Below are 25,981 nucleotides of genomic sequence, written 5' to 3'. Positions count from 1 at the left end.
ATTTAGGTAGTAGTTATTTTGAGTAATAAATATTTTGTTCGTTCATTAATATCCTTGTCTTTATTGACAGTAGTAGGTCAGGCAAACGCCGCTAAATATGACATTAAAGAAGTGTACTCTGGTGACAAATACCGTCAGAGTTTTGCTATTGACATAGATAATCAAGGCACGTTAATTGGTGCGGTTCGAGACAGTTTTAATTTTCCTATATATGTAGAACCCTATTTGACCGCTGAAACAGGACCGTTTCGCAGCTATTGTGCACTTTCGGATGCTGAACTAACGTCAGGTGAATTTGATTCTTCATCTATCGGTTGTCTCAAATTAGATTTAGCACGTACAACGACATCTAATAATCGCGTGGGTTATGGCGCTAGTCCTATTTATCAAAAAATTGGCGATTATAAATCGTTTTTTGGTACGGCTGATGACAGTACATTGATCAATATATTTGATTTTATTGATGACGATTTAGGAGACTTTACTAATAGTAATGTTGAACAAATTCGAGCAAGTAATAGTAATGGCATTAAAGTCGGTCACGGTACTGGTCCTTACAGTAAAATTTCGTTTCAACAAACGGGTGAATTTGCAGCCGAGTCGCCAGTAACTATGTGGCAGCAAGACTTTTTGTCTAGAGCCGTTGCTATTGTTGACGGTAATGTCATTGAATTGATGTCAGAAGAAACTCGTTACGGTGGCTATTCAACGGTTTATGACATATCTGATTCAAACTTTATTGCCGGTTCAGAGGCTATTGGTCTTCAAGTTGGTGTTGTAACTGCACTAGAAGAAAACTGTACTGGTGAATTGCTACCTGAACAAGTTTGTGCCTTAGTCAGTATTTAGGTCGAGTGCGTTTTACAATACACGTCCGGTTGTTTGGCAAATTGATAACTCAGGTAATATTGTGAGTAAAACACAATATGATTTAGTGTTTACGCCAAACGAAAATCAAACTGGCTCCTATTCAAGTCGCGCTATTGCAGTGAATGATCTTGGTATTGCTGTAGGTTATGGTCATGTACCTTATTCTGATTCGTCGGCAGCTGCGCAGGATTATCCACTGGTATTTCAAAATGGCACAACAACCGAAATGTTGGCTGATCATGAAGATTACGACCGTGGTTATGCGTTAGACATAAATGAAAACAATCTTATTGTGGGTAATTTAGACACGTATTTTGACAGTGCTTATAATAGTGAATTTTTCATCTATGACTTAAACAGCGGCGAGTTACAAACGCCAACGACGTTTTATTCCACGGCACAAAGTACAGCAAGTGGTATTAATGACGAAGGGGTTGTTGTTGGCCAAGCTGAATACGAAGTTACAACAAACCAAACACGTCGTAAACATGGCTTTATTTACGACAGTGTTAAAAAAGAATTTTTGACTTAAATGATTTGACCGAATGTAATTCGATTTATGAAATTGTCTCAACAAGTGCCATCAATAATGCTGGTCAAATTGCCGCAACCGCACTTAAAACAGTTGATACAAGAGATTATAAAGGCGAAATTGTTATAGATCCTTCTACCGGTGAAGCCTACCAAGAGCAGGTGGCAGTTGCCGTTTTATTGTCTCCAATCGATGGTGGCGAACTGGAAGAATGTGCGACTGAAGATGAACCAGACTATAAACGTAAAGGGTTATCCTTGCCGGTTAGTTTTACCATTTTACTTAGTGGTTTAATCGCAATAAGACGCAAGTTTTTATAATTTAATGTTCTAATAAAAAAGCCCATGTCTATCATGGGCTTATTTTTTCCTCTATTTATTTCCGCTAAAACAGTTGATCATATTTTTGTAATCTACTATTCATATATATGTGATTTTGCTCCAAAGAGTAAAAACTCAAAAGTGACTTCAAACTAATAAATTGAGGAAGTGCCTATGAAAAGACAGAAACGTGATCGCTCAGAAAGAGCTCATTCACAAGGATATAAAGCAGGTCTTACCGGACGTTCGAGAGACGCCTGTCCTTATCAATCTTCAGAAAGTAAATCACAATGGTTAGGCGGATGGCGAGAGGCTATCGGAGACAAGAATATTGGTCTCTTTAAATAACTATCACTAGAAATAAAAAAGCCCGACATAAATGACGGGCTTTTTAGTAACTAGTTTGAACTTTCAAACTTAGAATGAAGAAGTGTCTGTAAACAATCCAACTTTTAAATCATTTGCTTCATAGATTTTTTTGCCATCTACTTCAACTACACCGTCACCTAATCCCATATAAAGCTTACGTTTGATAACGCGCTTAAGGTCGATACGGTAAGTTACTTTTTAGCGGTAGGTAGCACTTGACCGGTAAATTTAACTTCACCTACACCCAGTGCACGACCTTTACCAGGGCCACCAGTCCAACCTAAGAAAAAGCCTACAAGTTGCCACATAGCATCAAGTCCTAAACAACCTTAGCATGACGGGATCTTCTTTAAAATGGCAAGCAAAAAACCACAGGTCTGGATTAATATCCAATTCAGCTATGATCTGTCCTTTACCATATTTTCCGCCTTCTTCTGAAATATGGACAATACGGTCCATCATTAACATATTATCTGACGGAAGTCGGCTATTTCCCGGGCCAAAAAGCTCGCCATTACCGCAATCGATTAAATCGTTTTTATCGTAGCTGTTTTTCTGTAACATAAATACTCTTAACAAGAAGTGTAATAAAGGTCGCTAATTTAGCGAACACTTGTACGCTAAACAACTCTGAACAGTAATTTAACTAAAATTTAATATTCAAATGAACAAAAAACAACCATTATCTAACGCTGAGAAACAAAAACGCTACCGAGAAAGGAAGATCCTGCAAGGTAGAAAAGAAGTTCGTGGCTATTTAACCAATGAAGCTCAAGTGTGTCTTGAAGAAATTCGTATCAAAACGGGATGGGATGACAGCACAATATTGAGCAACGCAATTCGCCTAACGTTTGCGGCTCAACAGTGTGGACAAGTGAAATTATTAAATAGTTGGTTGGTGAAGCACAAAAAATAACTATTGAAACTGACCATCTCCAAAGCTTACCGAAAAATCGGCACACCACACACTTATACTATTCATTTTGTCGAGTGGGGCTGGCGAAGTGAATTTAACGGTAAAGTCTTCATTGGCATACGCTCTACCATTTAATTGCATACCCATAGCAAAACCGCCATTCTCAGTGTCGTATTGCCCATCTAAAGCGCCATAAAAATAGACAGACGGACCTTCACCATCGTAAGTAAAATTAGTCACAGATAAGGTGCAGTTGTCCTCAATCTTAACTGTTCCAGACACCATATGATGAAGTGTACTCAATATCGCCGTAGAACCAACGCTAGGGTGATCTGCCATGTCACAGCTATATTGTGATTCATTTTCTATGTCGTCGTCTGTGGTTGCGCCACCGTCGTCCATGTCGTTGGTTGTTGTGTCATCCATCATGACCGTTTCGGTCATTTCTATGTCTGGTTCATTCATTTTATCAGAACAGGCCCCAAGCAAAGTTGATGATAAAACCAATAGTGTTAACAAGGACAATTTAGTAGACATAACAAACCTTATAAATACAAACGACGCGTTAACTATATAGAACTAGGTTTATTAAATAATCTTTCAATTTACTTTTATTTTTTACAACTGGTATTTTTCTAGTCGATATAAAAACTGTTTGTAGTTTAACCCGATGAGTTTCGCCGACTTCGTTCGGTTGCCATCGGTACGGTCTAAAGATTGCTGTAATATGTCTTTTTCAAACTCATCCCAAACCAGCCCATCGGGGGGATTTCAAAACCTGAAGTAACATCTATTTTGTGGGTACTGTTGCTATTAAAACTCAACTCTTCTGCATCCCCGAGCAAAACGAATCGTTCTATACGATTACTTAACTCGCGCACATTGCCGGGCCAAGGGTAGTCATAAATAGCCCGTTTTTGTTCTGTCGTCAGTTGCGGTGCTTTACTTTTGTACTGAGTTTCGAACTTCTGAATAAAGTGTTCAAATAACCGTGGTATGTCTTCTTTTCTTTCTCTGAGCGCCGGCATTGTAAGCGGCACAACGTTTAACCGATAATAGAGATCTTCACGAAATTCATTGGAACTGATTAACTCTGGAATATCTCTGTGGGTCGCCGCGATAACTCGGGCATCAATTTGGATCTCTTCATTTGAGCCTAAACGGACAATGACATTTTCTTGTAAAAACCGGAGTAACTTGGCCTGCAGTAAAATAGGTAACTCACCAATTTCATCTAAAAATAATGTTCCGCCATTGGCCGCTTCTATTTTGCCAATTTTACGTTCTGTCGCGCCGGTAAAGGCGCCTTTTTCAGCACCAAATAGTTCGGCTTCTGCTAGGTTTTCTGGAATAGCCCCGCAGTTTATTGCCACAAAGTTATTAAGGTGACGTTGTGACATCTTATGCAGCGCTCTGGCCGCTAACTCTTTACCTGTACCACTTTCTCCGTGGATCAATACGGTAGCATTGGTATTTGAAACACGTTTTATTCGGTCATATACTTTTTGCATACACGGCGCGCTACCAACAAGTTCAACTAAGTTTTTTGTTCGGAGAGTTGCTCTGAAAGGGCGCTGTTTTGTAACCGTAAATTGTTTGCTGTATTGGCTTTGGTAATGGCCAGAAGCAGTTCTTGAGTTTGAAATGGCTTACTTAGATAGTCATCTGCGCCTTTTTCAACAGCTTCTACTGCGTGTTGCACTGAACCGTAGGCCGTAGCAACCACAAAGCCACAGTTAATCTTGTTGTTTCGAATATATTCCAACAAGCTGATGCCAGTTAAACTTCCCAGCTTCCAGTCAGAAAAAATAACATTTGGCACTTGGCCTATTTTTTCGAGGTTTTTTAATTCAACTATTGCTGACTCAACCGATTCGGCTGAAACTATTTCATGGCCATGATCTTTAAGAATGTCGGCGACAAGTTCTCGTTGATCTTTTTCATCTTCTACTAATAGAACTAACATTTGGAACCCTTTGACGTGCATTTTATATTTAACACCTAATCAAAAACATATGTTCGTAGGTTGTTAAAGTAACATTGGTCTTAGTAATACTGGTTTTGTATCTCGATTTTAATGACTGAGGTTTACATTATCCTTGCTTACGCAAAATTAACGTTGCCTTTGCACCTTCTGACGTATTTTTTAGGTTTAGTGAACCATTGTAATAAAGTTCTGCGATACGTTTGCCAATGTATAAGCCCATACCAGCGCCTTCAGCTTTTGAAGATACATGGGGAGCAAATAACTGTGGTTCAATATTTTTATCTATACCGCCGCCATTGTCCGAAACGGTAATGCAAGTTTGATCATCATTTTCATATTTGTTGATTTTGAGTTTTAAAACATCTGGGTTATGGCTTATTGCCGCTTCGTAACCGTTAAAAATAATAGTATGTAATATGCTTCTCAATTCGTTTAGTTCGCCAACGACAAAGCTCTGTTCGCCGAGTTCAAACTCGATTTCCAACGGTTTGGTATTAGAAGGGTGTGATTGCTTGAGTTCCAACGTTACATCTTTAATCAAACTGTTAATATCAATTTTAGCACCGCGTTCCATTTTACCAGACGTTAAGGTTAACAGCGCCGCAATGCTTTTGTTTAGTTGCGAGATCTTAACTTTGATGTTGTCTAATAATTGAAGTTTGGTCGTTTCATCGCAATCTGGTTTTTGCAGCTGATCTATGGCTAAACCAATAGTATGAAGTGGGTTGCGAAGGGCATGCGCAATACCTTTGCTCACGTCACCGATTTCTTCAAGGTGAGAGCGTTCGCTCAATTTTGTTTCCATCTGTTCGAGCAATACGAGTTGTTTGCTCATGGCATTAAACTGGGTAATCGCAAATTGGATTTCGTTGGTGCCTGAAACTTCAACTTCGACGTCTTTTTCGCCTTGTTCTATTTTGCGAAAACCAAGGGTTAGATTATTCATCGGTTGGCTGATTTTATTGCTTAACCAAAAAACAAAAATAATCCCTAAAATAGAAGTAAATATAATGATGTAGGTGATTGAGTTAATCATTTTTTCTAGCAAAAACGATTGCCCTTTATTGGCGCTTTTGTGTCTCTTTTCAATAATTTTCACGAGCGCGGGTTTGTGCTCCGACAAGTCAGGATCGATTTCTTTATAATGTTCGATTTGTTGCTTTAAATGTTTTTTGAATAGCTGATGTGTTGAACGTTCATCTTTAGTAATAAAGATTTGGATATTTCCGAATTCTTCCGCGGTACTAATTTCTTTACCGCTATAGAACTTTCTTAACATCGAATTAATTTTTTTCCTAATTGATTTAGGTTCGTTTTTTAACAACTGATTAATGAGTTCTTCAGATTTTCTGCTTTTGCTATAAGCAAAACGACGTCATAGTCATTTCGAACACCATTGCTCATATCTTTGATCTCAATTCGAAATGCATTTAATGAACGTTTAGATTTAGACTTAGATTTATGAGCGGTTTTATTTTTGTTTGAATATTTGTTGAACTCCAATTCATGAACTTCAACCTCAACTTCGGCATCTTGCGGAATATTTTCGATTGTTCTATCGATGATAAGGTTGGCTAATCGTTTGCCTCGTAATTCAATTTCTTGCTCCATCTTTTGTTTTAATTGATCAACTAAAAATATTTGTGATGCGGCCATCACAACAAGAAACGAGGTAAGCAAAATAAATAGGTAACGCTTGATTGTCATTTTTTAATCTTATGTTTGGTCGTTTGAAAATAACGGACTGAAAATCAACCCTAACGAAATTAAATGAAGTATTAGCGTATCGTTCGAATACCTATACTCGGTACTTTCCGATTGCCCAGTATCTTCATCTCTTCGCAACTATATTGTTTCATATACTGATACTGTTTAATTGTACGCAATCTTTGTTCCACATATTTAAACTTTGTAAAACAGCAGGTTAACGAAGGCATAACTAGACTATAGATTAATATATCCTGATATGGGGAATAACGCATGCTTATATCAGGATTTATTTGTATTTATTAGGACGTGTATTTTTACTTAATTTAGTTAAGTAATTGAAATTTATGTCGTAATTTTTTGTGGCACAGGAATTGAGTTACTTACTGAGAATGACATTAAAAGAGTTGAATACTTTTAACGTCGAATTGTTCAACTTAGATTACTATTTTACGGAGTAATACCATGAAAAAATGAAATTACATTCTATCGCCGCTGCTGTAAGTCTTACAATCGGTATGTTAGCAATGACATCAACAGGTGCCATTGCAGGTTCTAAACATAAAGATCACGAAAATCGCAGAAACGTTGAAAAAATATCGTTAAAGTTGTTTCTGAATCAGGTGACGGTGTTGAAGTTTATGTTTTAAACAAAGACGTTAAAAAAGAATACAACTTTAGCTTTGACGAATTAGATAGCATGGACAATGTTTCCGCCAAACTTGGCGACTTAGATTCAGATACACAATCTAAAATTGTCGAACTTTTAGGCCAACTTAAAGACCACGATGCCAAACATGTTGTGATAAAAAGTGCCGAAATAGCTAAAGGCGATAAAGAAACTGAAGTTTATATGATCAGAACCGCCGATGGCGAAGAAAATGTACATATTGAAATTGACGTAGAAGGCGAAGGCGCGGGTTCTGAAAAACGCATGTTTATCCATAAAATGATGGAAGATGGTAAAAAAGGCCACCATGACAGAGGCGGAAAACGTAATTCGAAAGAAAAAGGCAAAATGAGCAAGAAAAAATTAAAGCACATCTTGAAACATTTAGTTAAAACTGAAAAGTTAGATGAAGCAGAGAAAGCTGAACTTAGAGCTATTTTAGACGGTCAATAAAACATAGCGTTTCCCAACGGTTGTGTCACGCCATTACAATTTTGTAATGGCGTTTTTCATGACCTTGTAGTGATTAAGTAACTCACTAAATCTTTCGGTAGTTCCGCCTTTATCTGGGTGATATTCTAGAGATTTATGACGATATTTGGCCTTTAATTCCTTCATCGTTGGCGTTGTGTCAAATTCGAAATAGGCCTGAGCTTGCTCTACAAGTTGCGGCGTATAAAGGGCGTTTTTGTTATATTTTTGCCAAAATTGAGACAACAAACTCGCTACATCTGCACTATCAGTTTTATCAAAATTATTCCAATCCAAATAATAATCACGTAAACCGTCACTTTCTAAGTAACAGCTTGGCTCGGTTGTTGAGTTGGCAGAAATCACATTGAGTTGTATAGAAAGTACATGAATTTCTATATTAAAAGTTTGTGTTTCGTGACCGAGTTGATTGAGCCGATACAAGGCGTGAAACAATATAAAGTGCGTTTGAAACAAGCTTAGATTTTGGGATAGACTACCTACCTCAAAAAAGAATAGGGCGCTTTGGATAGCTTATCGATTAATTCAAATTCGGTAAATTTATCGCCGGACAAGAGCAACTGATAAACAGCTTGTTCGAGTTCATCAGTAGCCCTATGCGGATTTGTTATCGCTTTTTTGTCGTTAGACTTCATAAGTCAGTGGGTCAGTCACATTATTTTTTTCAAATGCTTCTAATCGTTCCTGACAGGCACCACATTTGCCACATGCATGTTCACGTCCGTTATAACAGGTCCAAGTTAACCCGTAGTCCAGTCCCATTTTAAGACCGTCTTTTAGAATATCGATTTTACTCGATTCTAAATATGGAACGACGATGTCTATCGGATCGTAGTTTGAAATCGCACAAACGTCCTGCATCTTTTTGACAAACTCTGGTCGACAATCTGGATAAATAGCGTGGTCACCTGAATGTGCGCCATAATACACTTTACTAGCCTCTAAGCTCACGGCGTAACCGACAGCAAGTGATAATAAGATCATATTCCGATTAGGCACGACTGTCTGCTTCATGCTTTCTGCTTCGTAATGACCCTCAGGCACGTCAATATTTGCAGTTAACGACGAACCCGCAATGATGCCGCCAATGGCACTAATATCGACAATTTTGTGTTGTACTCCAAGTTTCTCACAGGCATTTTGAGCAAAGTTAACTTCTTTTACATGGCGTTGCCCATAATCAAACGTTAACGCATATACGTCTAAACCGTCTCTAATTGCTCGGTTTAATACAGTGAATGAATCCATTCCACCAGAAAAGATAACAACTGCTTTATCAGACATTTTTAACCTTATTTAATATTTACCAACATCGAGGTATTGGATTTGTTACAATACCGCGCAATATTTACTGGCGCAGTAGTTAACTATTGATAGTCGTAAATTTTAAATCATTATTGAACGATTAGAAAGAATAGTCAGAGATTGAGCGGTTAATATTCCATGATTAATTACAATGTAAATGAGTTGTTTGAAACGATCCAAGGTGAAGGGCAATATACCGGTACGCCTTCTTTGTTTTTGCGATTGCAAGGTTGCCCAGTGGGTTGTTCTTGGTGCGATACAAAACAAACGTGGGAAACAGACAAAGCTGATGAAACTGATTTGCAGACCATATTGATTAAACCAGCGGACTCGCCTACGTGGACTGCTTTAACTGCAGACCAAATATTAGGTATTTTTAAAAACCAAGGTTATACCGCTAAACATGTGGTTATCACAGGTGGTGAACCCTGTATGTTTGATTTAGTGCCGCTTTGTGAGTTGTTACATAATCATGGCTATTCAACCCAAATTGAAACCAGTGGTACATTTGTTATTAAAGCTCCTGAAACAACTTGGGTTACGGTTTCGCCAAAGATTAATATGAAAGGCGGATATGAAGTTTTGGCCTCTTGTATGGCTCGTGCGAATGAAATTAAGCACCCGGTGGCCCGTGAAGTCCACGTTGAAGAACTAGAAGCGCTATTAGCTAAGTCACCAATTAATAAGAATGCTTTTGTGTATTTACAACCAATTAGTCAAAAGCCGTCTGCAACCCAATTAGCGATAGACACCTGCATTAAAAAGAACTGGCGCTTATCGATTCAAGTTCATAAGTATATTGGGATCAGTTAGTCTTATTTTTAAATGATACGGCACAAATAAAAAGCTCATTTGTTAATTAAAACAAATGAGCTTTTTTATGTCTAACGACAAATGCAATCAATTGCTTGCATTAGACGTTAACATTACCAATTAGCGTTTAGTTGCAGCTTTCATATCACGAACAAAAGCAGCTAATTCACTTAACATTGTTTGTTTGTCGTTAAGATTATTCTCAATGATTTTAACGACAGCGGAGCCCGATATTGCACCTTTTGCTCCGGCCGCAATAGCACTCGCAACCTGTTTTGGCGTAGATATACCAAAGCCTAAAATAGGTGGGGCTGCATGGTAAGCTTTCATTGTTTTTATCATAGCATCTGCCGGCATTTCTGCCTGCGACTCTGCACCAGTGACGCCAGAACGACTCAACAAGTAGGTATAACCGCGGCTGTAACTCGCCACTTGACGTAATGTTTCATCGCGCACATTTGGCGGCACGATAAAGACCGCGTCGATATTGGCTTTTTCAGCGGCTAATCTAAATGGTTTAGACTCACGAACAGGTACGTCAGCGACGAGCACTGAGTCGACACCTGCATCATTACATAGTTGATAAAATTGCTCGATACCTTTTGCTAATACCAAGTTACTATATAACAACAATCCAATTGGGGTATCTGGGTATTCGTCTCGAATTCGACGAATTAAATCCAAACAGTCTTGTGTACGAATTGGATTATCAAGTGCTCTAATATTTGCCGCTTGGATTGTTGGTCCATCGGCAATAGGGTCTGAAAACGGAATACCGAGTTCTAATGCGTCTGCGCCAGCGTCAATAAGTGTTTTAATGATCTCATAACTGGTTTCTAAATCAGGGTCAGCAATCGTGACAAAAGGAATAAACCCGCCTTCAGCGTTTTGGTCTAATTTTGCAAATAAGTTGGAGTAACGGTTTGACATTATTTGTCTCCCATTTCAGTTAATACGCTATGGACATGAGTTAGATCTTTATCACCACGACCCGATAAATTAACCAATAAAACCTGATGTTTTTCAGGATCGGCTTTGGCTAATTTAAGTGCGTAGGCTAGGGCATGTGATGATTCCAACGCAGGGATAATCCCTTCTCGTTTGGCTAGCGTTTGAAAAGCTTCAAGGGCTTCATCGTCATTAATAGCAACATAATTGGCTCGACCAATTGATTTTAAATGCGCATGTTGAGGCCCTACAGCAGGATAATCGAGTCCTGCTGAAATTGAGTAAGATTCTTCAATTTCGCCATCTTCGGTTTGCATAATGTGGGTGTAAGCCCCGTGCAATATCCCTTTTGAATCGATACCTAAATCAAGAACCGCTAGCGCTGCCCCATGTTCACCGGTTTCAATGCCTTTACCGCCTTGGTTCAACGCCAATAAGTTGCACGCCATCTTCTGGGATAAAGTCATTAAACATACCGATTGCATTTGAACCACCACCAACACAGGCAATAACCGCGTCTGGCAATTGACCTTCTTGCTCAAGAATTTGTTGTTTTGCTTCTTCACCAATCATCTTTTGGAAGTCACGAACAATGGTTGGGAACGGATGTGGGCCCGCTGCTGTGCCCAATAAATAATGACTGTCGTCGTAGCTAGAAGCCCAATCACGCATCGCTTCGTTTACTGCATCTTTTAACGTGCCAGAACCAGCAGTAACAGGAATAACCTTCGCCCCCATTAGCTCCATTCTAAAAACATTAGGTTGCTGTCTTTCTATGTCTTTTGCACCCATATAAATACGAGCTTCGAGACCCAATAACGCACAGGCTAGGGCGGTTGCAACGCCATGTTGTCCGGCACCTGTTTCGGCGATAACCCGTGTTTTACCCATGCGTTTTGTTAACAAGGCTTGGCCTAAAACCTGATTGGTTTTATGTGCGCCACCGTGTAATAAGTCTTCGCGTTTTAAGTAGATTTTTGTATTGGTGCCCTTGGTAAGGTTACGACACAAAGTTAATGGTGTCGGACGACCTGCGTAATCTTTTAATAAGTGGTTAAACTCTTTGATAAATGCATCGTCGTCAATTGCGTTGATATAGGCTTGTTCGAGCTGTTCCAAAGCAGGAACAAACAATTCGGGAACAAACATACCGCCATATTCGCCAAAATACGGATCTAATGTTTTCTTTTGTGACATTTGAAATACCTTACTGTTTAACTTTGTAAACTGTGTTTACGATTGATTATATCGAAACACTGTTGAACTAATTCTTTATTTTTGATGCCTTAGCGATGTTTCTACGCCAGAATTTAAATCCACACCATTAATTGGCAATTGGATCGCATCGTTTATGTTTTGCGGGTTTAATCCGCCAGCCAACATTATTGGCGCGATATCGAGTGGTAAAGACGTTAAGTTTTGCCAACTAAATGTCATACCGCTACCACCTTGGGTGCCATCTGGTGTTACGGTATCTAATAAAATACGATCAGCTTGTGGCCATTGGGCTGGTAATTTCCCATCGACAGGCACTGAAATAACTTGCCAGATCTCGATGTTTTTGCCGACTTGTGACAGTGCTTCACGTAATTCATCAATGTAATTTTGATCCTCATCACCGTGAAGTTGTAAGGCGCTGACTGGAACTTGGGAAATTAAACGAACCAAGTCGTTTATTGTTTTATTCCTAACAACGGCTACAAACGGTAAGTTTATCACTTCCTGAGTTTCGCTAATGATGTCTTTTGCTTGTTCTGGGGTAACACAACGTTTACTCGATTCAACAAAAATGAGCCCTCCAAATGATGCACCGGCCTTAGCAATGGCGATAGCGTCTTCAGACTGAGTAATACCACATACTTTATGTTGTCCATGCACTAATTCACGGCAGGCTTTTTCCAAGTCTTTTGAGCCATTAACGAACTACCAACGAGATAGCCATCTACATGTTTGTTGAGGCTCATAATTTGGCCGTGATTATAAATGCCGGATTCAGAAATTAATACGGTATTATCCTGTTGTTTTTTATCGGCAAGCGTTTTAAACAGGTCAACTAACATTGGTGTTTGATTTAGATCAGTAGACAGATCACGCAAATTTCGGTTATTTATGCCTAAAATATCACAATTTAGCGCAACGGCTCGTTCCATCTCTTCACGGTTACTGACCTCGGTCAATACATGCATACCAAGCTCTTTTGCTACCGTATCCAAGCGAATATAAGTTTCGTCGTCTAATACTGACAGCATCAATAAAATCGCATTGCCGCCAAAATGGCGCGCGAGATAAACTTGATAGGGCTCTACAAAAAAATCTTTACATAACACTGGTTGTGGCAATTTGCTGCGTACAAGCGGTAATCGTTCAAATTCGCCTTGAAAGTACTTTTCGTCAGTTAAAACCGAAACACAACTGGCATATTGACTATACGCTTGGCAAATTTCATTCAGGTCAAATACTTCTCTTATCAAACCTTTAGATGGACTGGCTTTTTTACATTCGAAAATATATGCCGCGCCTTTGTTTTGTTTATCATCGATTAATGCTTGTTTAAAATCACGATCGGACACGGTTAATTGGTCTATAAACGACTCAAGTGGAAAATTGATTTCTCGCTGTGCCACTTCAATACGCTTATCTACAACGATTTTTTCTAATACATTCATGTTTACTGGTCCTGCGCCGACAGTGCGACAAATTGATTCAGCGTTGTCAGCCCTGCGCCACTTAATAACGTCGACTTAGCCAATGCAATTGCAGCTTCAAAGCTGTCCACTAAACCAGATAAAAATAGCACTGGCGCGGTATTTAGAATGACAGCGGTATTGTGAGCGTCGATACCATCGCCCGCCAATACTTGTTTAATATTAGCGGCGTTTTCTACTGGTGTTCCACCTTGTAGGTCAGATAAGGCGTATTGTTTAAACCCAAATTGTTGTGGGGTAAGTTCGAACTCTGTTATCTCACCATTAAGAAGTTGCACGACTTTAGAAGGGCCATGAACAGCAATTTCATCCATTCCACTGCCGTGTACTATCCATGCGGCTTTTTACCAAGCAGCTTTAGCGTTTCAGCTAAAGGTCGACATAAATGTTCTGAGTATACGCCAATCACTTTTATTTCAGATTTTGCAGGGTTAACTAATGGGCCAAGAATATTAAAGATGGTGCGGGTCTCGAGAGCTTGACGAACGGGCATCGCAAATCGAATACCGGCGTGGTATACCGGCGCCATAAGAAACGTTAAATTGGTTTCATCTAAACATTTACGTGCATGTTCAGGCGTCATATCCAATTTAATCCCAAGCTCGGACAATACGTCGGCCGAGCCTGACTTTGACGATACTTTACGATTACCATGTTTTGCCATTTTAACGCCACATGCAGCACCAAGTATTGCGCTAATGGTGCTAATGTTAATGGTATGCGTGCCATCGCCGCCCGTACCGCAATTGTCTGCAGTAGGATAGTTTGGGATTGGGAAGGGTAACGCGTTACCCGAAAGTGCCGCGGCCGCGCCCGCGATTTCATCCGGCGTTTCACCTTTCATTTTTAAAGCTGTTAACAGCGCACTTAAATGGATATCTTCCATTTGGCCTTTTACGACACTCGTGAAAAGTTGTTCTGTTTGTTCAGCGGACAAATTGTTATTTGCCATCACATTATGAATAAGGTCAATGTCTTTCATTACGTAATCCTTTAATTTGAATTCTGGGTCAAATAGGCGATGCTATTTTTTAATAAATGAGAACCGTTGGTGGTCAAAATAGATTCAGGGTGGAATTGGAAACCAAGGGTTTTATCTTGCTCATGCACCATCGCCATTACCAAGTCGCCAAACATGGCAATTTGCTTGAGTTCACTCGGTAGGTCCCGTGCAACAAGGGAATGATATCTCGCGACTTGTAACGCGTTACCGAAATCATTGAATATCTCATGATCTTTAAGGTCAATAACTGACGATTTGCCATGTACGGTTTCACCGGCTAAATCGACGGTTGCACCGTAGTGTTCTGCTAAGGCTTGATGGCCTAAACAAATGCCGATAATTGGAATAACACCACAAAATTTTGCAATAAGCGCCATCATGGTTGGTGAGTCACTCGGTGTACCTAGACTATAGGTGATAAAAACAAAATAGGCTGTTCGTTATTCGCGATACTGTTCTCAATGCGTTGCGTGATAAATTCTGCACTTAAGGTATTTCGATAAACTTCGACGTTAAGTTCAAGGGCGTTTAATTCTTCTACTAGGTTGTAGGTAAACGAATCTTGGTTGTCGATAAAGTATATTTTACTCATTAGTCACTCCGTTTACTTAGAGGTTAAAAGGGCTTGGCTTGCACAAACCGCTCGAATAACGGCTTGTGCTTTACTGACAGTTTCGTCGGCTTCAGATTGTGGGTCTGAATCATAAACAACCCCAGCACCCGCCTGAATGTGAGCCATGTTGTGCTGGACAAATGCGCTTCGAATTACGATACAGGAATCCATATCGCCATTGCCGTTAAGGTATCCAACCGCACCACCGTAACTACCGCGTCGCTGTTTCTCTACTTGTCGAATTAATTGCGCGGCTTTAATTTTTGGCGCGCCAACTAAGGTGCCCATATTCATGCACGCTTGGTAAGCATGCAGAGCGTCTAATTCTGGTTTAAGCTTACCGACAACTCGAGACACTAAATGCATTACGTAACTATAGCGGTCTACTTTTAGTAATTCTTTTACGCAGCGTGTGCCCGTATCACTAATACGAGCTACGTCATTACGCGCTAAATCAACTAACATTAAATGCTCGGCGACTTCTTTTTGATCATTACGAAGTTCAAGCTCAACCCGTGAGTCTAGGTCTAAATTGATCCCGCCTTTGGAGTCAAAACCACGTTTACGTGTACCTGCAATTGGGTAGACTTCGACTTGACGTGTATCCGCGCAGTACTTTAAAGCCGATTCAGGAGACGCTCCAAACAACACGTAATCTGCATGTTTAAGATAAAACATATATGGGCTTGGGTTATCACGTTTTAAGTGGCGGTAAGCGTCGAGGCTGTCTTCACAAGGAAGAGAAAAACATCGTGAAGGAACCACTTGGAATATGTCGCCCTGAACGATGTTGTTTTTTAACTGTAAAACGGTTTGCTTGAATGTGTCATCTGAAATATTTACCGTAAAATCCAATTTGCCGTTTAACAGATCAAAACCTACGTCTTTAATTTCAGGTGAAATTTGTTTAAAGATATTTTTGATGTGTTCTAAACGTTTGCCAATGCTAAAACAGTTTGCGTAGGCGGTTTCGCCACTGAATACATTACCTACTATTTCAGATGTACCATTTTGATGGTCGATCACAACCATAGTTTCGGCCAAATAATAAACAAAGTCTGGGCAAGTATTATTTCCGTCTGGGACATTTGGTAGTTGTTCAAAATTTCCTAACATGTCGTAGGCAAAACAACCGCCTAAAAACACCGCAAAAGGGTCGGTTTCATCATGTTTAAACTGATTAATGATTAAGCGTAAAGACTCAAAGGCGTTAACTTGTTTTAAACGTTGTTCTTCATTGACGTTTAAATCCGGTGGTGAAAAGGTCAGCGTGAGTTCCATGCCTTGTTGCACGATAACAACATCGCTTGAGTGTAATTGTTCAAATTGTTGTTTTATATAATGATTAGCACATTGACCATTTTCATTCTGGGCAACAAGTGTCACTGTATTTCCACGACATTCTAAAACAACGGCGGTATCAACAAGCATTAAACTTTTTAAGTTATCTTTGCTGTTAATTTCTGCGGATTCTAATAAAAGAGCGTAATTGCTGTCAGTTGTTGCTAGTTCAAAGGCTTTTAATGGGCTGTCGATGTAATCCACATTTATTGAAATACTGGCTACTTCGCCCGGAGAAGTCGTAATTTGACTGAATACCATGTTTAATCTTCTTTACTAAATAATGTTCTAAATTTACGGGCATAAAAAACCCGCTGATTGCGGGTTTCTACATAAAGTCGTGTTAAAAAACAGACACGCAGCACTCACCCGCCAAAATTGGAAGTTAACCACCAACGCCAAGTTGTATGATTTGAGATAACTGTATTCATGATTACCTAAGCTGTCTGTTTTAAAAAGTGTTTATATAAAACCGCGAATTTAACTTAGAGTCAAGAGGGGAATTTATCGCGTGTAGAACTAAACGCTATATGCAATAATGTTGGCTATGCAAAATACCGATAATTTTTCCTATGATTTACACAGTCATACGACCGAATCTGATGGCTCGTTAACGGTTTCAGAACTGTTAATGAGAGCCGATATTAAACAAGTTAATGCCTTGGCAATAACTGATCACGATACAATCAATGGGTTAGTCAAAGCAAAACAATATATTGAAGAACAATCGCTTAAGATAAAATTAGTCAATGGCGTTGAAATATCCACCAAATGGCATGGTTTTGAAATACATGTCATTGGTTTATGTTTAGATCTTGAAAACGAGCATTTAAATAATTTACTTACAAAGCAACAAAACGCAAGGCGGATCAGGGCTAAGCTGGTTGCTGAAAAGTTAGAAAAAAGGTTATGTTGGTATTTATCAAGATGCCTATGACTTAGCTGGAAGTGATCACATAAGTCGAACTCATTTTGCTAAGGCCCTTATAAACAGAGGTGGCGTAGCCCATTTTAATGGTGCCTTTAAAAATATTTAGGCAAGGGTAAATCTTGTTATGTGGCAGCGGAATGGGTAAGTATAGAAGAAGCTGTGGCGGCTATAAATGCTGCGGGCGGTATTGCAGTTCTTGCGCATCCCATTCGTTACGATATGTCGAATAAGTGGTTAGCAAAATTAGTTGCACAGTTTGCTGAAGCGCAGGGGCGGGGCTTGAAGTTGGATTAACCCAAATCACGCCTAACCAACGAACCCATTTGAGTAATTTGGCCCAGCAACATGACTTATATAGCTCCCAAGGCTCGGACTTTCATGGTCCTGCACGTTGGATAGAGTTAGGACGAAATCTAAAGTTAGGCGAACATTGCAAACCTGTTTGGGAACATCCTAAATGGCGCTTTGCTTAACGGCACGTTATAGTAAGATATATAGAGAAAGGAAGTACCTAAGCCATGAGTCAGTTTTTTCATATTCATCCAGATAACCCGCAGGGCCGATTGATCAGTCAAGCCGTCGCTATTGTAAGAAACGGTGGTGTTATTATTTATCCGACCGATTCGGGATATGCTATTGGATGTGGATTAGGTGAGAAAAAGCGATGGATCGAATAATTAGTATTCGACGCGTTGATAAAAACCATAATTTTACATTGGTTTGTAAAGATTTATCAGAAATCGCAAATTTTGCACGAGTCGACAATTCTGCGTTTCGTATCATCAGGCATTTAACGCCCGGGCCATTTACCTTTATTTTTAAAGGCACAAAAGAAGTCCCAAAACGTGTGTTAAATGACAAACGTCGAACCATAGGTATACGAGTACCAAATAACAAAATAGCATTAGCCTTGCTCGAAGAGCTAGGTGAGCCATTAATGTCATCGTCATTGTTGTTACTATAGGTGACGAATTTGCAGAGTCTGATCCAGACGAAATGCGATTACGCCTTGAGAAACACGTTGATTTAATTATCCATGGTGGCTTTTTGGGTGAGAAACCGACATCCGTTGTCGATTTTACGGATGGCGAGCCTGTGGTATTGCGCCGCGGTGAGGGCGATACTAGCCATTTTGACTAATGACCAACGCTGAACAACTTCAACCTCCTGTCATAGATACAACACAAATGGTGCAGCAGTCGCTGCCTCTTGCGTTTGTCCGTGGGGAAGCGGTAATTGAACGACCTGAAGACTTATTTATTCCACCAGATGCCCTTGAGGTTTTTTTAGAGGCATTTGAAGGGCCTCTCGATTTTTTACTGTATCTCATCAAAAAGCAAAAGTTTGATATTGTCGACTTACCAATTCAAGAAATTACCCTGCAGTACATGGAATACGTCGATTTGATGAAAAACATGAAACTTGAACTTGCTGCTGAATATCTTGTAATGGCAGCCATGTTAGCTGAAATCAAATCTCGATTATTATTACCGCGCAATCAGTTTGCCGACGACGATGAATTAGACCCTAGAGCTGAATTGATACGTCGATTACAAGAGTATGAAATATATAAAGAAGCAGCGGCAAATATCGATGAAATGCCGCGTTTAAACCGCGAAATTTATGTTGCTCAAGCAGCTTTACCATTAAATATGGAGCCAATTGTTCAACATCCTGAAATTGATATGCACGAACTTGTCGCAGCGTTCCAAGACGTTGTTAATCGGCTCGAAGCTTTTAGTCATCATGAAATATCCGCGGAAAAATTATCAACACGTGAGAGAATGTCGCAATTATTAGAACGTTTGTCACAGACTGACTCTTTTGTGCCATTCCCGGAATTGTTTGATTTATCTGAGGGGAGACAGGGCGTTGTCGTGACCTTTTTGGCTATACTCGAACTCGTAAAAGAAAAATTACTAGAGATAATTCAGAGTGAAGCGTTTAGTCAATTACATGTTAGGTATAAAAGGGTAGAATAGCGATGAGCGAAAGTCTGACCGACGACAAATTACTCCAATTAATCGAAGCTGCAATATTTTGTGCTGATTCGCCATTGACGGTGGAGAAGATGAAACAAACGGTGTTAGTCGACCAAAAAGTGACGACAAAACGTGTGAAAATTGCGCTAGAAAAATTGCAAGAACATTACGACAACCGCGGCATTAACTTAGTCAAGGTGGCTTCGGGGTATCGCTTTGAAGCGGCAAAATCCATATCGAGTTCGTTAGGTTATCTATGGACAGAGCGGCCTGCAAAATACAGTCGAGCGTTGTTAGAAACGTTAGCATTAATCGCCTACAATCAACCAATAACCCGTGGTGAAATAGAAGATGTACGTGGTGTCAGCGTTAGCACAAACATTATACGTACGTTAACAGAGCGAAATTGGGTAAAAGTCGTTGGACATAAAGAGGTACCGGGTAGACCATCGTTGTTTGGCACCACCAACGCATTTTTAGACTATTTTGGGTTGCGCAATTTGTCGCAGTTGCCACAATTGATGGAACCAGAAGCACTTGAAACGATTACACGTCGTTTAGAAAATGAATTTATGGGGGTTGACCAAGAAGCGTCGACCTCAACTGAAACAAATTATACAAATTAGAAATAGAGATTATTTAATGTCAGAAAAATTGCAAAAAGTATTAGCACGCTGTGGTGTTGGCTCTCGCCGGGAAATGGAAACATACATTACCAACAATCGAGTAAGCATTAACGGTAAAGTTGCAAAACTTGGGGATAGAATCGACAGCACAGAAACCATTCGTGTTGACGGCCATGTTATTGAAATTCGTCCAGTTGCTGACGAAATATGCCGAGTGATTATGTACAACAAGCCAGAAGGCGAAATGTGTACCCGAAAAGACCCTCAAGGTCGCCCTACCGTCTACGATAGATTGCCACAACTTAAAAATAGTCGCTGGATTGGTATTGGTCGTCTCGACGTGAATACCTCTGGTTTATTGCTATTTACTAATGATGGTGATTTAGCTAATCGATTAATGCACCCAAGTTACGAAATAGAACGTGAATATTCGGTTCGTGTATTTGGTGAAGTCGAAAACAGCCATTTGCAAAATTTAACCAAAGGGGTTGAGTTAGAAGATGGCATTGCAAAGTTTGATAAAATTAAAGCGGATTCAAACCAAAACGATGAAAGCAGTAATCGCTGGTTTACGGTTAGTTTACGAGAAGGTAAAAACCGTGAAGTACGTCGTTTATGGGCTTCTCAAGAGTTAACTGTAAGCAGACTGGTTCGTACTCGTTATGCTGACGTTGTTCTCGATAGACGGTTAATCCAAGGCGGTTGGCGCGAGTTGCCGTTAGATGAATTAAATAAACTTCGTAAAAAGGTGGGGTTAGACCGTGAGTTACAAGAGTTTAATCCTGTTGTTACGAAAGACAATGCAAAAAGCCGTCGGGTAGAACACGCTCGTATTAAACGTGCAGTGAAAAAACATAAGATACGCTCGACTAAACGAAAATAAGCAAACGCTCTACCACAAAAACACTCTCTTATTAGACAACCAGTTTGGTGCAAAAAGTATAAATATTTTTTGCTAACTGGTTGTACCAATGCATTAGTTATGATAATTGTACCTTTAGTCAATAAATGGACTGTTAAATTTACAGTCCGCTATATATTTTTAAGACTACAATATAAAAATAATTATAAAACAGGTTTAAGAGGGAGAGGTCATGCAAACTACTGCATTCGTGAGAACCATAGTCGCACTATCAGTCGCAGCGTGAATTGTTGCTTGTGGAGATAGCGCACCAGATGTCGAAACATTAATCGACGAACAAGTTCAAGTAAGCACAGAAAACAAAGTATACACCGGCTCAGGTGGAGCAGCACCTCAGGTTCCTGATGTTGACACAAGTAGCGTGACTGATTCTTTGACAATTGCTTATGACGAAAGTGATTATCCGTTTAACGCCGAAGGCGCCAACAAGTTTTACTATGGTATTGATGCACAAGCTGCTGTTATTCCTGACACTGGGATAATGCTAGATTTCACTACTCCATCAGGCGGTAATTCAACAACTTATCCAATCGAAGTTGTCTTAAAAGCATTAGATGATGCTAACGATGCGGCGACTGAGCCAACCAAAGTTGTTTTGGTAATGCCTGAAGGGCACTTTGTGTTAGATCAAACATTCAACATCGATTTAGCCGACTACGAAAATCTGTCAGCCGTCACGATTATGGGTCACGGTATTGATAAAACGACCCTTGACTATAAAGGCGCGAGTGTCGCTAAAGATGGTTTCCTCATATCAAATGGGGCTAACTTAGAGTTAAGTCATTTCTCAGTTTTAGATTCAAACAATAACGCTATTAAAGTCACAAAGACCGATGGTGTTTATATGCATCATTTAGGCACGATATGGCCTATAGTACACCTGATAAAGATAACGGCGCATACGGTTTATACCCAGTTGAAACCAAAAATGTCGTCATCGAAGATAGCTTTTCTTATGGTTCAGCTGATGCCGGTGTTTATGTTGGGCAGTCAGAAAAAATAGTCGTTAGAAATAACTTTGCCGTAGCAAACGTTGCTGGTATTGAAATTGAAAACTCCAAAGACGCTGATGTTTATAGCAACTATGCGTTTATGAATACCGCGGGTATTTTGATTTTTGACCTTCCTATCGGTAACAATCATTACGGTGATGGTACGCGTATATTTAATAACGTGTCGATTGCAAACAACACTGAAAACTTTGCTAATGCCAGCGCAAATCCTGCAGGTGTGCATATCGCACCTCCTGGATCTGGGATCATAGTGTTAGCGTCTAGAAATGTAGAAATTTTTGATAACGACATTTCAGGAAATGATTCGTATGCAATTGCGATTGCAAGTTACTTTTTAGCTGAACAAGATTTTACAAAATATGCTGATCCAAACCAACTAGGCGGAGTTATCGCGAACGGCTGGAAACCAGTACCACGCGGTATTAACGTTCACGACAATCGAATTGCTGAAACTGGTGGAAACCCAAATGGTGCACTGCTTGAAGATCCTTCTTTACCCATCATTGATGGTTTTGTTGGAATTAACGGATTAATGCCTGCAATCTTGTATGATGGTCTTGGCCAAAACTTAGCTGAAAATTCTATTCTTCAGCCAATGGGCGAATTGCCATTTAGAGCAAATGAACAAATTTGTGCAACAAATAATGGCGGCGCTACTGTTGGTGAATTATTTGACCACACAACGGCATCAAACGCTTTTGCTATTATGCAAGGAAATGGTTTCCCATCGTTTGAAATTGACCTAACTGGTGAATCACTACTTAATTGTCAATTAACCGAACTGCCTGTTTACACTGTAAAATTTGATGGTGTTGAAATGGGTTGTGGCGTTGATGATATGGGCGAAGTTTGTACCGCTGCAACACCAGCTCCAACTCGTGTTGATGAGTTAACGATTGCCGTTCCTGATAATGCTTATCCAATGATCGCTGACTCAGATACTGCTTTTTACTATGGTTTAGACGAAATGGCAGTCACCATCCCTGATGGTGCAATTATGCTCGATTTTACCACGCCGAGTGATGGCAACTCAGCAACTTACCCAATTGAAGCTGTTTTAGAAGCGCTAGATACAGCAGATCAAGCTGCAACGGCCCCAACACATGCTGTTTTGGTTATGCCTGAAGGGCGTTTTGTTCTGGATCAAACCTTTAACATAGATTTAGCGGATTACAGTAATTTATCTGCGGTTACGATTATGGGTCATGGTATAGACAAAACCATTTTAGACTATAAAGGTGCGAGCGTAGCTAAAGACGGCTTCCTTATTTCAAATGGTGCAAATCTAGAACTCGCACATTTCTCAGTACTGGATTCCAATAATAACGCCATTAAAGTCACTAAAACAGACGGTGTCTACATGCACCACGTCGGTACAATTTGGCCTATAGTGTTCCAGACAAAGACAATGGCGCGTATGGTCTATATCCTGTAGAAACGTCAAATGTAATTATCGAAGACAGCTTTAGTTACGGTTCCGCAGACGCAGGTGTTTATGTCGGTCAGTCAACCGATATCGTTGTTAGACGAAATTTTGCGGTTGCAAATGTCGCTGGTATTGAAATTGAAAACTCAAAAAATGCCGATGTTTATGATAACTATGCATATATGAACACCGCAGGTATCTTGATATTTGATTTACCGATTGGTAATGGTAACTACGGAAATGGAGTTCGTATCTTTAATAACGTATCCATTGCAAATAATACCGACAACTTTGCAAATGCAAGTAGTAACCCAGCAGGTGTGCATATCGCACCTCCAGGTTCGGGCATGATAGTGCTAAGTACAAATAGTGTTGAAATATTTGATAATGTAATTGCTGGAAACGAATCTTATGCAATAGCAGTATCGAGCTACTTCTTAGCCGAACCAGACTTTGCAAAATATGCCGATCCGGCTGGACTCGGTGGCGTTATTTTTGATGGTTGGAGACCAGTTCCTAGAGCAATTAATATGCACGACAATGAAATGGTTATGAATGCTACTCGACCTCGCGGTGCGTTGATTGATGACGTCGTAACTGGCTTCTTTGGCTACAACGGCCGATATCCTGAGATCCTATATGACGGTTTAGGTGAAAACCTGGCAAATATAGGGGCGATAGCTGATATGGGTGAAGCTGCATTTACCGCTAACGATGCCATATGTTCACAGAATAATGGTTACATGAAAGACGGTGTAATGCAGAATATATTGGTTGGTACTGTATTTGATTTCACAGGTGTAATACCAGCAACGACAGGCAGTGAATATACCTTTACTATGAGTGAGTCATTGTTGGATTGTAGTCATGACGCTTTACCGGTTTACGATGTTGAATTTAATGGGACAACTTACGGTTGTGGCATTGATGATACGACATCTGTAGCGTGTAAAACAGACGACTAATTTTAATTTGAAACAATAGATGAACAAAAAGGGGAGACCCCCTTTTTTAGGTGGATCCGATGATGTATAAAAAATTACTCACAATAATTATTTTAGGTGGACTGTCTTTAACCGGCTGTGGCGGTGGTTCTGATCCAGATGGAAAAGAAGACGTTGCGATAATTGATACAGATAATGATGGCGTTGCTGATAGTAGCGATGCATTTCCAAATGATGCGACAGAAACAAAAGATTCTGACAGCGATGGTGTTGGCGATAACGCAGATGCATTCCCGAACGATGCAACAGAAACAACTGACACTGACAACGACGGAGTTGGTGACAATGCCGATGCATTTCCGAATGATGCAACTGAAACTGTTGATACAGATGAAGATGGTTATGGTGACAATATTGATTTCGCACCAAATGATCAGAACATTTGGTTAGAATCGCAATTGAAATATTCTGGTTTATGTACGCCAGATAGTGACAAGGTCAATTTTGATGCTCTAATGGAGGAAGATTGCGAATATCTATCTGCTTTCAATTTATTTAGCGATATGACAAACCCGACTGAGGGGATTTTAGGCTCAAATTCGTTACCTTATGATTTATCCATGCCGCTTTTTACTGATTACGCGACAAAATATCGATTTGTTGTGATGCCAGACGGAACAACTGCAAATTATAACGAAAATGAAGTGTTTGATTTACCTGTTGGTTCTATATTAGTTAAAACCTTTTCAATGCCAGCAGACACGGCAAGCAGAGGGTTCGAAAACGAAACGTTGATTGAAACACGATTGTTGATCCATCGTGATGACGGTTGGGATGCCTTACCTTATGTTTGGAATGAAGACGGTACCGATGCGAAGTTGGCTAAATACGGTAAGCAAATAGCCAATACAAAAGTTAAGCATGATGGCGAAGATTATGACTTTACATATGTTGTTCCAGCGAGAAGTGACTGCAAACAGTGTCACCAATTAACCGATCTTGATTCTGCCGGAAATATTGTCGATGGCACTTCAAGGTTTGCGCCTATTGGACCAAAAGCGCGATTACTTAACTATGATTTCAGCTATGACGATGAAACAAAAAATCAAATCGCAAAATGGTCTGCCGAAGGTATGTTAACCGGTGCACCATCCGATTTATCAACTATTAAGTCTATTCCAAACTTTAAAGACGAAGACATCAGTTCGGTACTGACATTAGAAAGTAGCGAGTTAATGGTATTTGCCAAAGGGTATATTGATATTAACTGTTCACATTGTCATCGCCCTGAAGGTAGTGCAAGCAATACAGGTTTCCACATCGAATATTGGCGAGATTTTGATTCACAGCAAAACAAACATGGTATTTGTAAACAACCCATTGCTTATGGTGGTGAAGGATTGGGATATGACATAGAGCTAAGGTGTCGCAGTTGAGTCAATTGTTTATGCACGTATGGACTCAAATGAGGCCAAAGTTCGAATGCCAGAAATTGGCCGTTCTTTAATCCATAAGGAAGGGGTATTGTTAATTGGGGAGTGGATTA

26 protein-coding genes and 7 pseudogenes are annotated in these 25,981 nt (G+C 39.8%); 17 read left to right on the top strand and 16 right to left on the bottom strand.

Annotated features, from left to right (window positions below; genetic code table 11):
• Positions 1–18: 18 nt before the first annotated feature.
• The 4 genes and pseudogenes from PN838_RS02920 to rmf all read left to right on the top strand — a co-directional run bounded on the left by PN838_RS02920 (position 19) and on the right by rmf (position 2,070).
• Positions 19–849: a DUF3466 family protein gene (locus tag PN838_RS02920; protein WP_272179716.1), complete on the top strand. Its 831-nt coding sequence runs from the start codon at positions 19–21 to the stop codon at positions 847–849.
• A gap of 16 nt (positions 850–865) precedes the next feature.
• A pseudogene (locus tag PN838_RS02915) lies at positions 866–1,402 on the top strand (DUF3466 family protein); the annotation flags it as partial.
• 5 nt (positions 1,403–1,407) lie between these two features.
• Complete coding sequence (locus PN838_RS02910; RefSeq protein WP_272179715.1) at positions 1,408–1,722, top strand: DUF3466 family protein; 315 nt, start codon at positions 1,408–1,410, stop codon at positions 1,720–1,722.
• 174 nt (positions 1,723–1,896) lie between these two features.
• Positions 1,897–2,070 (top strand): ribosome modulation factor, encoded by a 174-nt coding sequence (gene rmf / locus PN838_RS02905; RefSeq protein ID WP_215963035.1) that lies wholly within the window; start codon positions 1,897–1,899, stop codon positions 2,068–2,070.
• A gap of 69 nt (positions 2,071–2,139) precedes the next feature.
• Here rmf and fabA read toward each other — a convergent pair.
• Positions 2,140–2,655, bottom strand: a pseudogene (fabA, locus tag PN838_RS02900) (3-hydroxyacyl-[acyl-carrier-protein] dehydratase FabA).
• 100 nt (positions 2,656–2,755) lie between these two features.
• Between fabA and PN838_RS02895 the strand changes: the two are divergent.
• The gene (locus PN838_RS02895; RefSeq protein WP_215963033.1) at positions 2,756–3,007 is read left to right on the top strand and encodes a RepB family protein; all 252 of its coding nucleotides are present in this window, start codon (positions 2,756–2,758) and stop codon (positions 3,005–3,007) included.
• On the opposite strand, the gene PN838_RS02890 is transcribed toward PN838_RS02895, so the two are convergent.
• The 6 genes from PN838_RS02890 to PN838_RS02875 form a co-directional block, all read right to left on the bottom strand.
• Positions 3,008–3,544 (bottom strand): DM13 domain-containing protein, encoded by a 537-nt coding sequence (locus PN838_RS02890; protein ID WP_272179714.1) that lies wholly within the window; start codon positions 3,542–3,544, stop codon positions 3,008–3,010.
• Positions 3,545–3,625: 81 nt separating this feature from the next.
• The gene (locus tag PN838_RS25980; RefSeq protein ID WP_334313471.1) at positions 3,626–3,736 is read right to left on the bottom strand and encodes a helix-turn-helix domain-containing protein; all 111 of its coding nucleotides are present in this window, start codon (positions 3,734–3,736) and stop codon (positions 3,626–3,628) included.
• Positions 3,718–4,518: a sigma-54 interaction domain-containing protein gene (locus tag PN838_RS25975; RefSeq protein WP_334313264.1), complete on the bottom strand. Its 801-nt coding sequence runs from the start codon at positions 4,516–4,518 to the stop codon at positions 3,718–3,720. Before PN838_RS25975 ends, PN838_RS25980 begins: the two co-directional genes overlap by 19 nt.
• Before the next feature lie 26 nt (positions 4,519–4,544).
• Positions 4,545–4,973: a response regulator gene (locus PN838_RS25970; protein ID WP_334313263.1), complete on the bottom strand. Its 429-nt coding sequence runs from the start codon at positions 4,971–4,973 to the stop codon at positions 4,545–4,547.
• Positions 4,974–5,100: 127 nt separating this feature from the next.
• Positions 5,101–6,318 (bottom strand): sensor histidine kinase, encoded by a 1,218-nt coding sequence (locus PN838_RS02880; protein ID WP_272179713.1) that lies wholly within the window; start codon positions 6,316–6,318, stop codon positions 5,101–5,103.
• Positions 6,312–6,701 (bottom strand): hypothetical protein, encoded by a 390-nt coding sequence (locus PN838_RS02875; protein ID WP_272179712.1) that lies wholly within the window; start codon positions 6,699–6,701, stop codon positions 6,312–6,314. Before PN838_RS02875 ends, PN838_RS02880 begins: the two co-directional genes overlap by 7 nt.
• A gap of 473 nt (positions 6,702–7,174) precedes the next feature.
• Here PN838_RS02875 and PN838_RS02870 point away from each other — a divergent pair, with 473 nt between their 5' ends.
• Positions 7,175–7,351, top strand: coding sequence for a hypothetical protein (locus PN838_RS02870; RefSeq protein WP_272179711.1), 177 nt, complete (start codon positions 7,175–7,177; stop codon positions 7,349–7,351).
• A 50-nt stretch (positions 7,352–7,401) separates the two neighbouring features.
• The gene (locus tag PN838_RS02865) at positions 7,402–7,824 is read left to right on the top strand and encodes a hypothetical protein (RefSeq protein WP_272179710.1); all 423 of its coding nucleotides are present in this window, start codon (positions 7,402–7,404) and stop codon (positions 7,822–7,824) included.
• Between the two features lie 33 nt (positions 7,825–7,857).
• On the opposite strand, the gene PN838_RS02860 is transcribed toward PN838_RS02865, so the two are convergent.
• On the bottom strand, positions 7,858–8,373 hold the full coding sequence (locus tag PN838_RS02860) for a DNA-J related domain-containing protein (RefSeq protein ID WP_272182501.1): 516 nt from the start codon (positions 8,371–8,373) through the stop codon (positions 7,858–7,860).
• Between the two features lie 114 nt (positions 8,374–8,487).
• Positions 8,488–9,147, bottom strand: coding sequence for a 7-cyano-7-deazaguanine synthase QueC (gene queC / locus PN838_RS02855; RefSeq protein ID WP_272179709.1), 660 nt, complete (start codon positions 9,145–9,147; stop codon positions 8,488–8,490).
• Between the two features lie 159 nt (positions 9,148–9,306).
• Here queC and queE point away from each other — a divergent pair, with 159 nt between their 5' ends.
• Positions 9,307–9,981 carry a 7-carboxy-7-deazaguanine synthase QueE gene (gene queE / locus PN838_RS02850; RefSeq protein ID WP_272179708.1) on the top strand — a complete coding sequence of 225 codons (675 nt, stop codon included), beginning with the start codon at positions 9,307–9,309 and terminating at the stop codon, positions 9,979–9,981.
• A 120-nt stretch (positions 9,982–10,101) separates the two neighbouring features.
• On the opposite strand, the gene trpA is transcribed toward queE, so the two are convergent.
• The 7 genes and pseudogenes from trpA to PN838_RS02820 form a co-directional block, all read right to left on the bottom strand.
• Positions 10,102–10,911: a tryptophan synthase subunit alpha gene (gene trpA, locus PN838_RS02845; protein ID WP_215963025.1), complete on the bottom strand. Its 810-nt coding sequence runs from the start codon at positions 10,909–10,911 to the stop codon at positions 10,102–10,104.
• Positions 10,911–12,126: pseudogene (trpB, locus tag PN838_RS02840) on the bottom strand (tryptophan synthase subunit beta). Before trpB ends, trpA begins: the two are co-directional and overlap by 1 nt.
• Before the next feature lie 75 nt (positions 12,127–12,201).
• Positions 12,202–12,831, bottom strand: a complete 630-nt coding sequence (gene trpF, locus PN838_RS25965) for a phosphoribosylanthranilate isomerase (protein WP_334313262.1) — start codon at positions 12,829–12,831, stop codon at positions 12,202–12,204.
• A complete protein-coding gene (locus PN838_RS25960) occupies positions 12,807–13,595 on the bottom strand; it encodes a hypothetical protein (RefSeq protein ID WP_334313261.1) in 789 nt (262 codons plus the stop codon). Before PN838_RS25960 ends, trpF begins: the two co-directional genes overlap by 25 nt.
• A gap of 2 nt (positions 13,596–13,597) precedes the next feature.
• Positions 13,598–14,616, bottom strand: a pseudogene (gene trpD, locus PN838_RS02830) (anthranilate phosphoribosyltransferase).
• Positions 14,617–14,627: 11 nt separating this feature from the next.
• Positions 14,628–15,229 (bottom strand): annotated as a pseudogene (locus PN838_RS02825) (glutamine amidotransferase-related protein).
• Positions 15,230–15,241: 12 nt separating this feature from the next.
• Positions 15,242–16,852, bottom strand: coding sequence for an anthranilate synthase component 1 (locus PN838_RS02820; protein ID WP_272179707.1), 1,611 nt, complete (start codon positions 16,850–16,852; stop codon positions 15,242–15,244).
• Between the two features lie 286 nt (positions 16,853–17,138).
• Between PN838_RS02820 and PN838_RS02815 the strand changes: the two are divergent.
• From PN838_RS02815 to PN838_RS02775, 9 genes and pseudogenes are all read left to right on the top strand, one after another.
• Positions 17,139–17,995: pseudogene (locus PN838_RS02815) on the top strand (PHP domain-containing protein).
• A 45-nt stretch (positions 17,996–18,040) separates the two neighbouring features.
• Positions 18,041–18,662: pseudogene (locus PN838_RS02810) on the top strand (L-threonylcarbamoyladenylate synthase).
• Positions 18,662–19,504 carry a segregation and condensation protein A gene (locus PN838_RS02805; protein WP_272179706.1) on the top strand — a complete coding sequence of 281 codons (843 nt, stop codon included), beginning with the start codon at positions 18,662–18,664 and terminating at the stop codon, positions 19,502–19,504. The pseudogene PN838_RS02810 and the gene PN838_RS02805 overlap by 1 nt, the downstream one beginning before the upstream one ends.
• A gap of 2 nt (positions 19,505–19,506) precedes the next feature.
• A complete protein-coding gene (scpB, locus tag PN838_RS02800; protein ID WP_272179705.1) occupies positions 19,507–20,130 on the top strand; it encodes an SMC-Scp complex subunit ScpB in 624 nt (207 codons plus the stop codon).
• Between the two features lie 16 nt (positions 20,131–20,146).
• Positions 20,147–21,013, top strand: coding sequence for a 23S rRNA pseudouridine(2605) synthase RluB (rluB, locus tag PN838_RS02795; protein WP_215963015.1), 867 nt, complete (start codon positions 20,147–20,149; stop codon positions 21,011–21,013).
• Between the two features lie 400 nt (positions 21,014–21,413).
• A complete protein-coding gene (locus PN838_RS02790) occupies positions 21,414–22,055 on the top strand; it encodes a hypothetical protein (protein ID WP_272179704.1) in 642 nt (213 codons plus the stop codon).
• Positions 21,989–23,500 (top strand): parallel beta-helix domain-containing protein, encoded by a 1,512-nt coding sequence (locus PN838_RS02785; protein WP_272182500.1) that lies wholly within the window; start codon positions 21,989–21,991, stop codon positions 23,498–23,500. The genes PN838_RS02790 and PN838_RS02785 overlap by 67 nt, the downstream gene beginning before the upstream one ends.
• Complete coding sequence (locus tag PN838_RS02780) at positions 23,446–24,456, top strand: parallel beta-helix domain-containing protein (RefSeq protein WP_272179703.1); 1,011 nt, start codon at positions 23,446–23,448, stop codon at positions 24,454–24,456. The genes PN838_RS02785 and PN838_RS02780 overlap by 55 nt, the downstream gene beginning before the upstream one ends.
• Positions 24,457–24,515: 59 nt before the next feature.
• Positions 24,516–25,871: a hypothetical protein gene (locus tag PN838_RS02775; RefSeq protein ID WP_272179702.1), complete on the top strand. Its 1,356-nt coding sequence runs from the start codon at positions 24,516–24,518 to the stop codon at positions 25,869–25,871.
• The last annotated feature ends 110 nt before the right edge of the window (positions 25,872–25,981 follow it).

It is taken from the genome of Psychrosphaera algicola (assembly GCF_028401425.1).
GTDB lineage: Bacteria > Pseudomonadota > Gammaproteobacteria > Enterobacterales > Alteromonadaceae > Psychrosphaera > Psychrosphaera algicola.
This window is presented reverse-complemented; position numbering and strand designations above follow the sequence as displayed.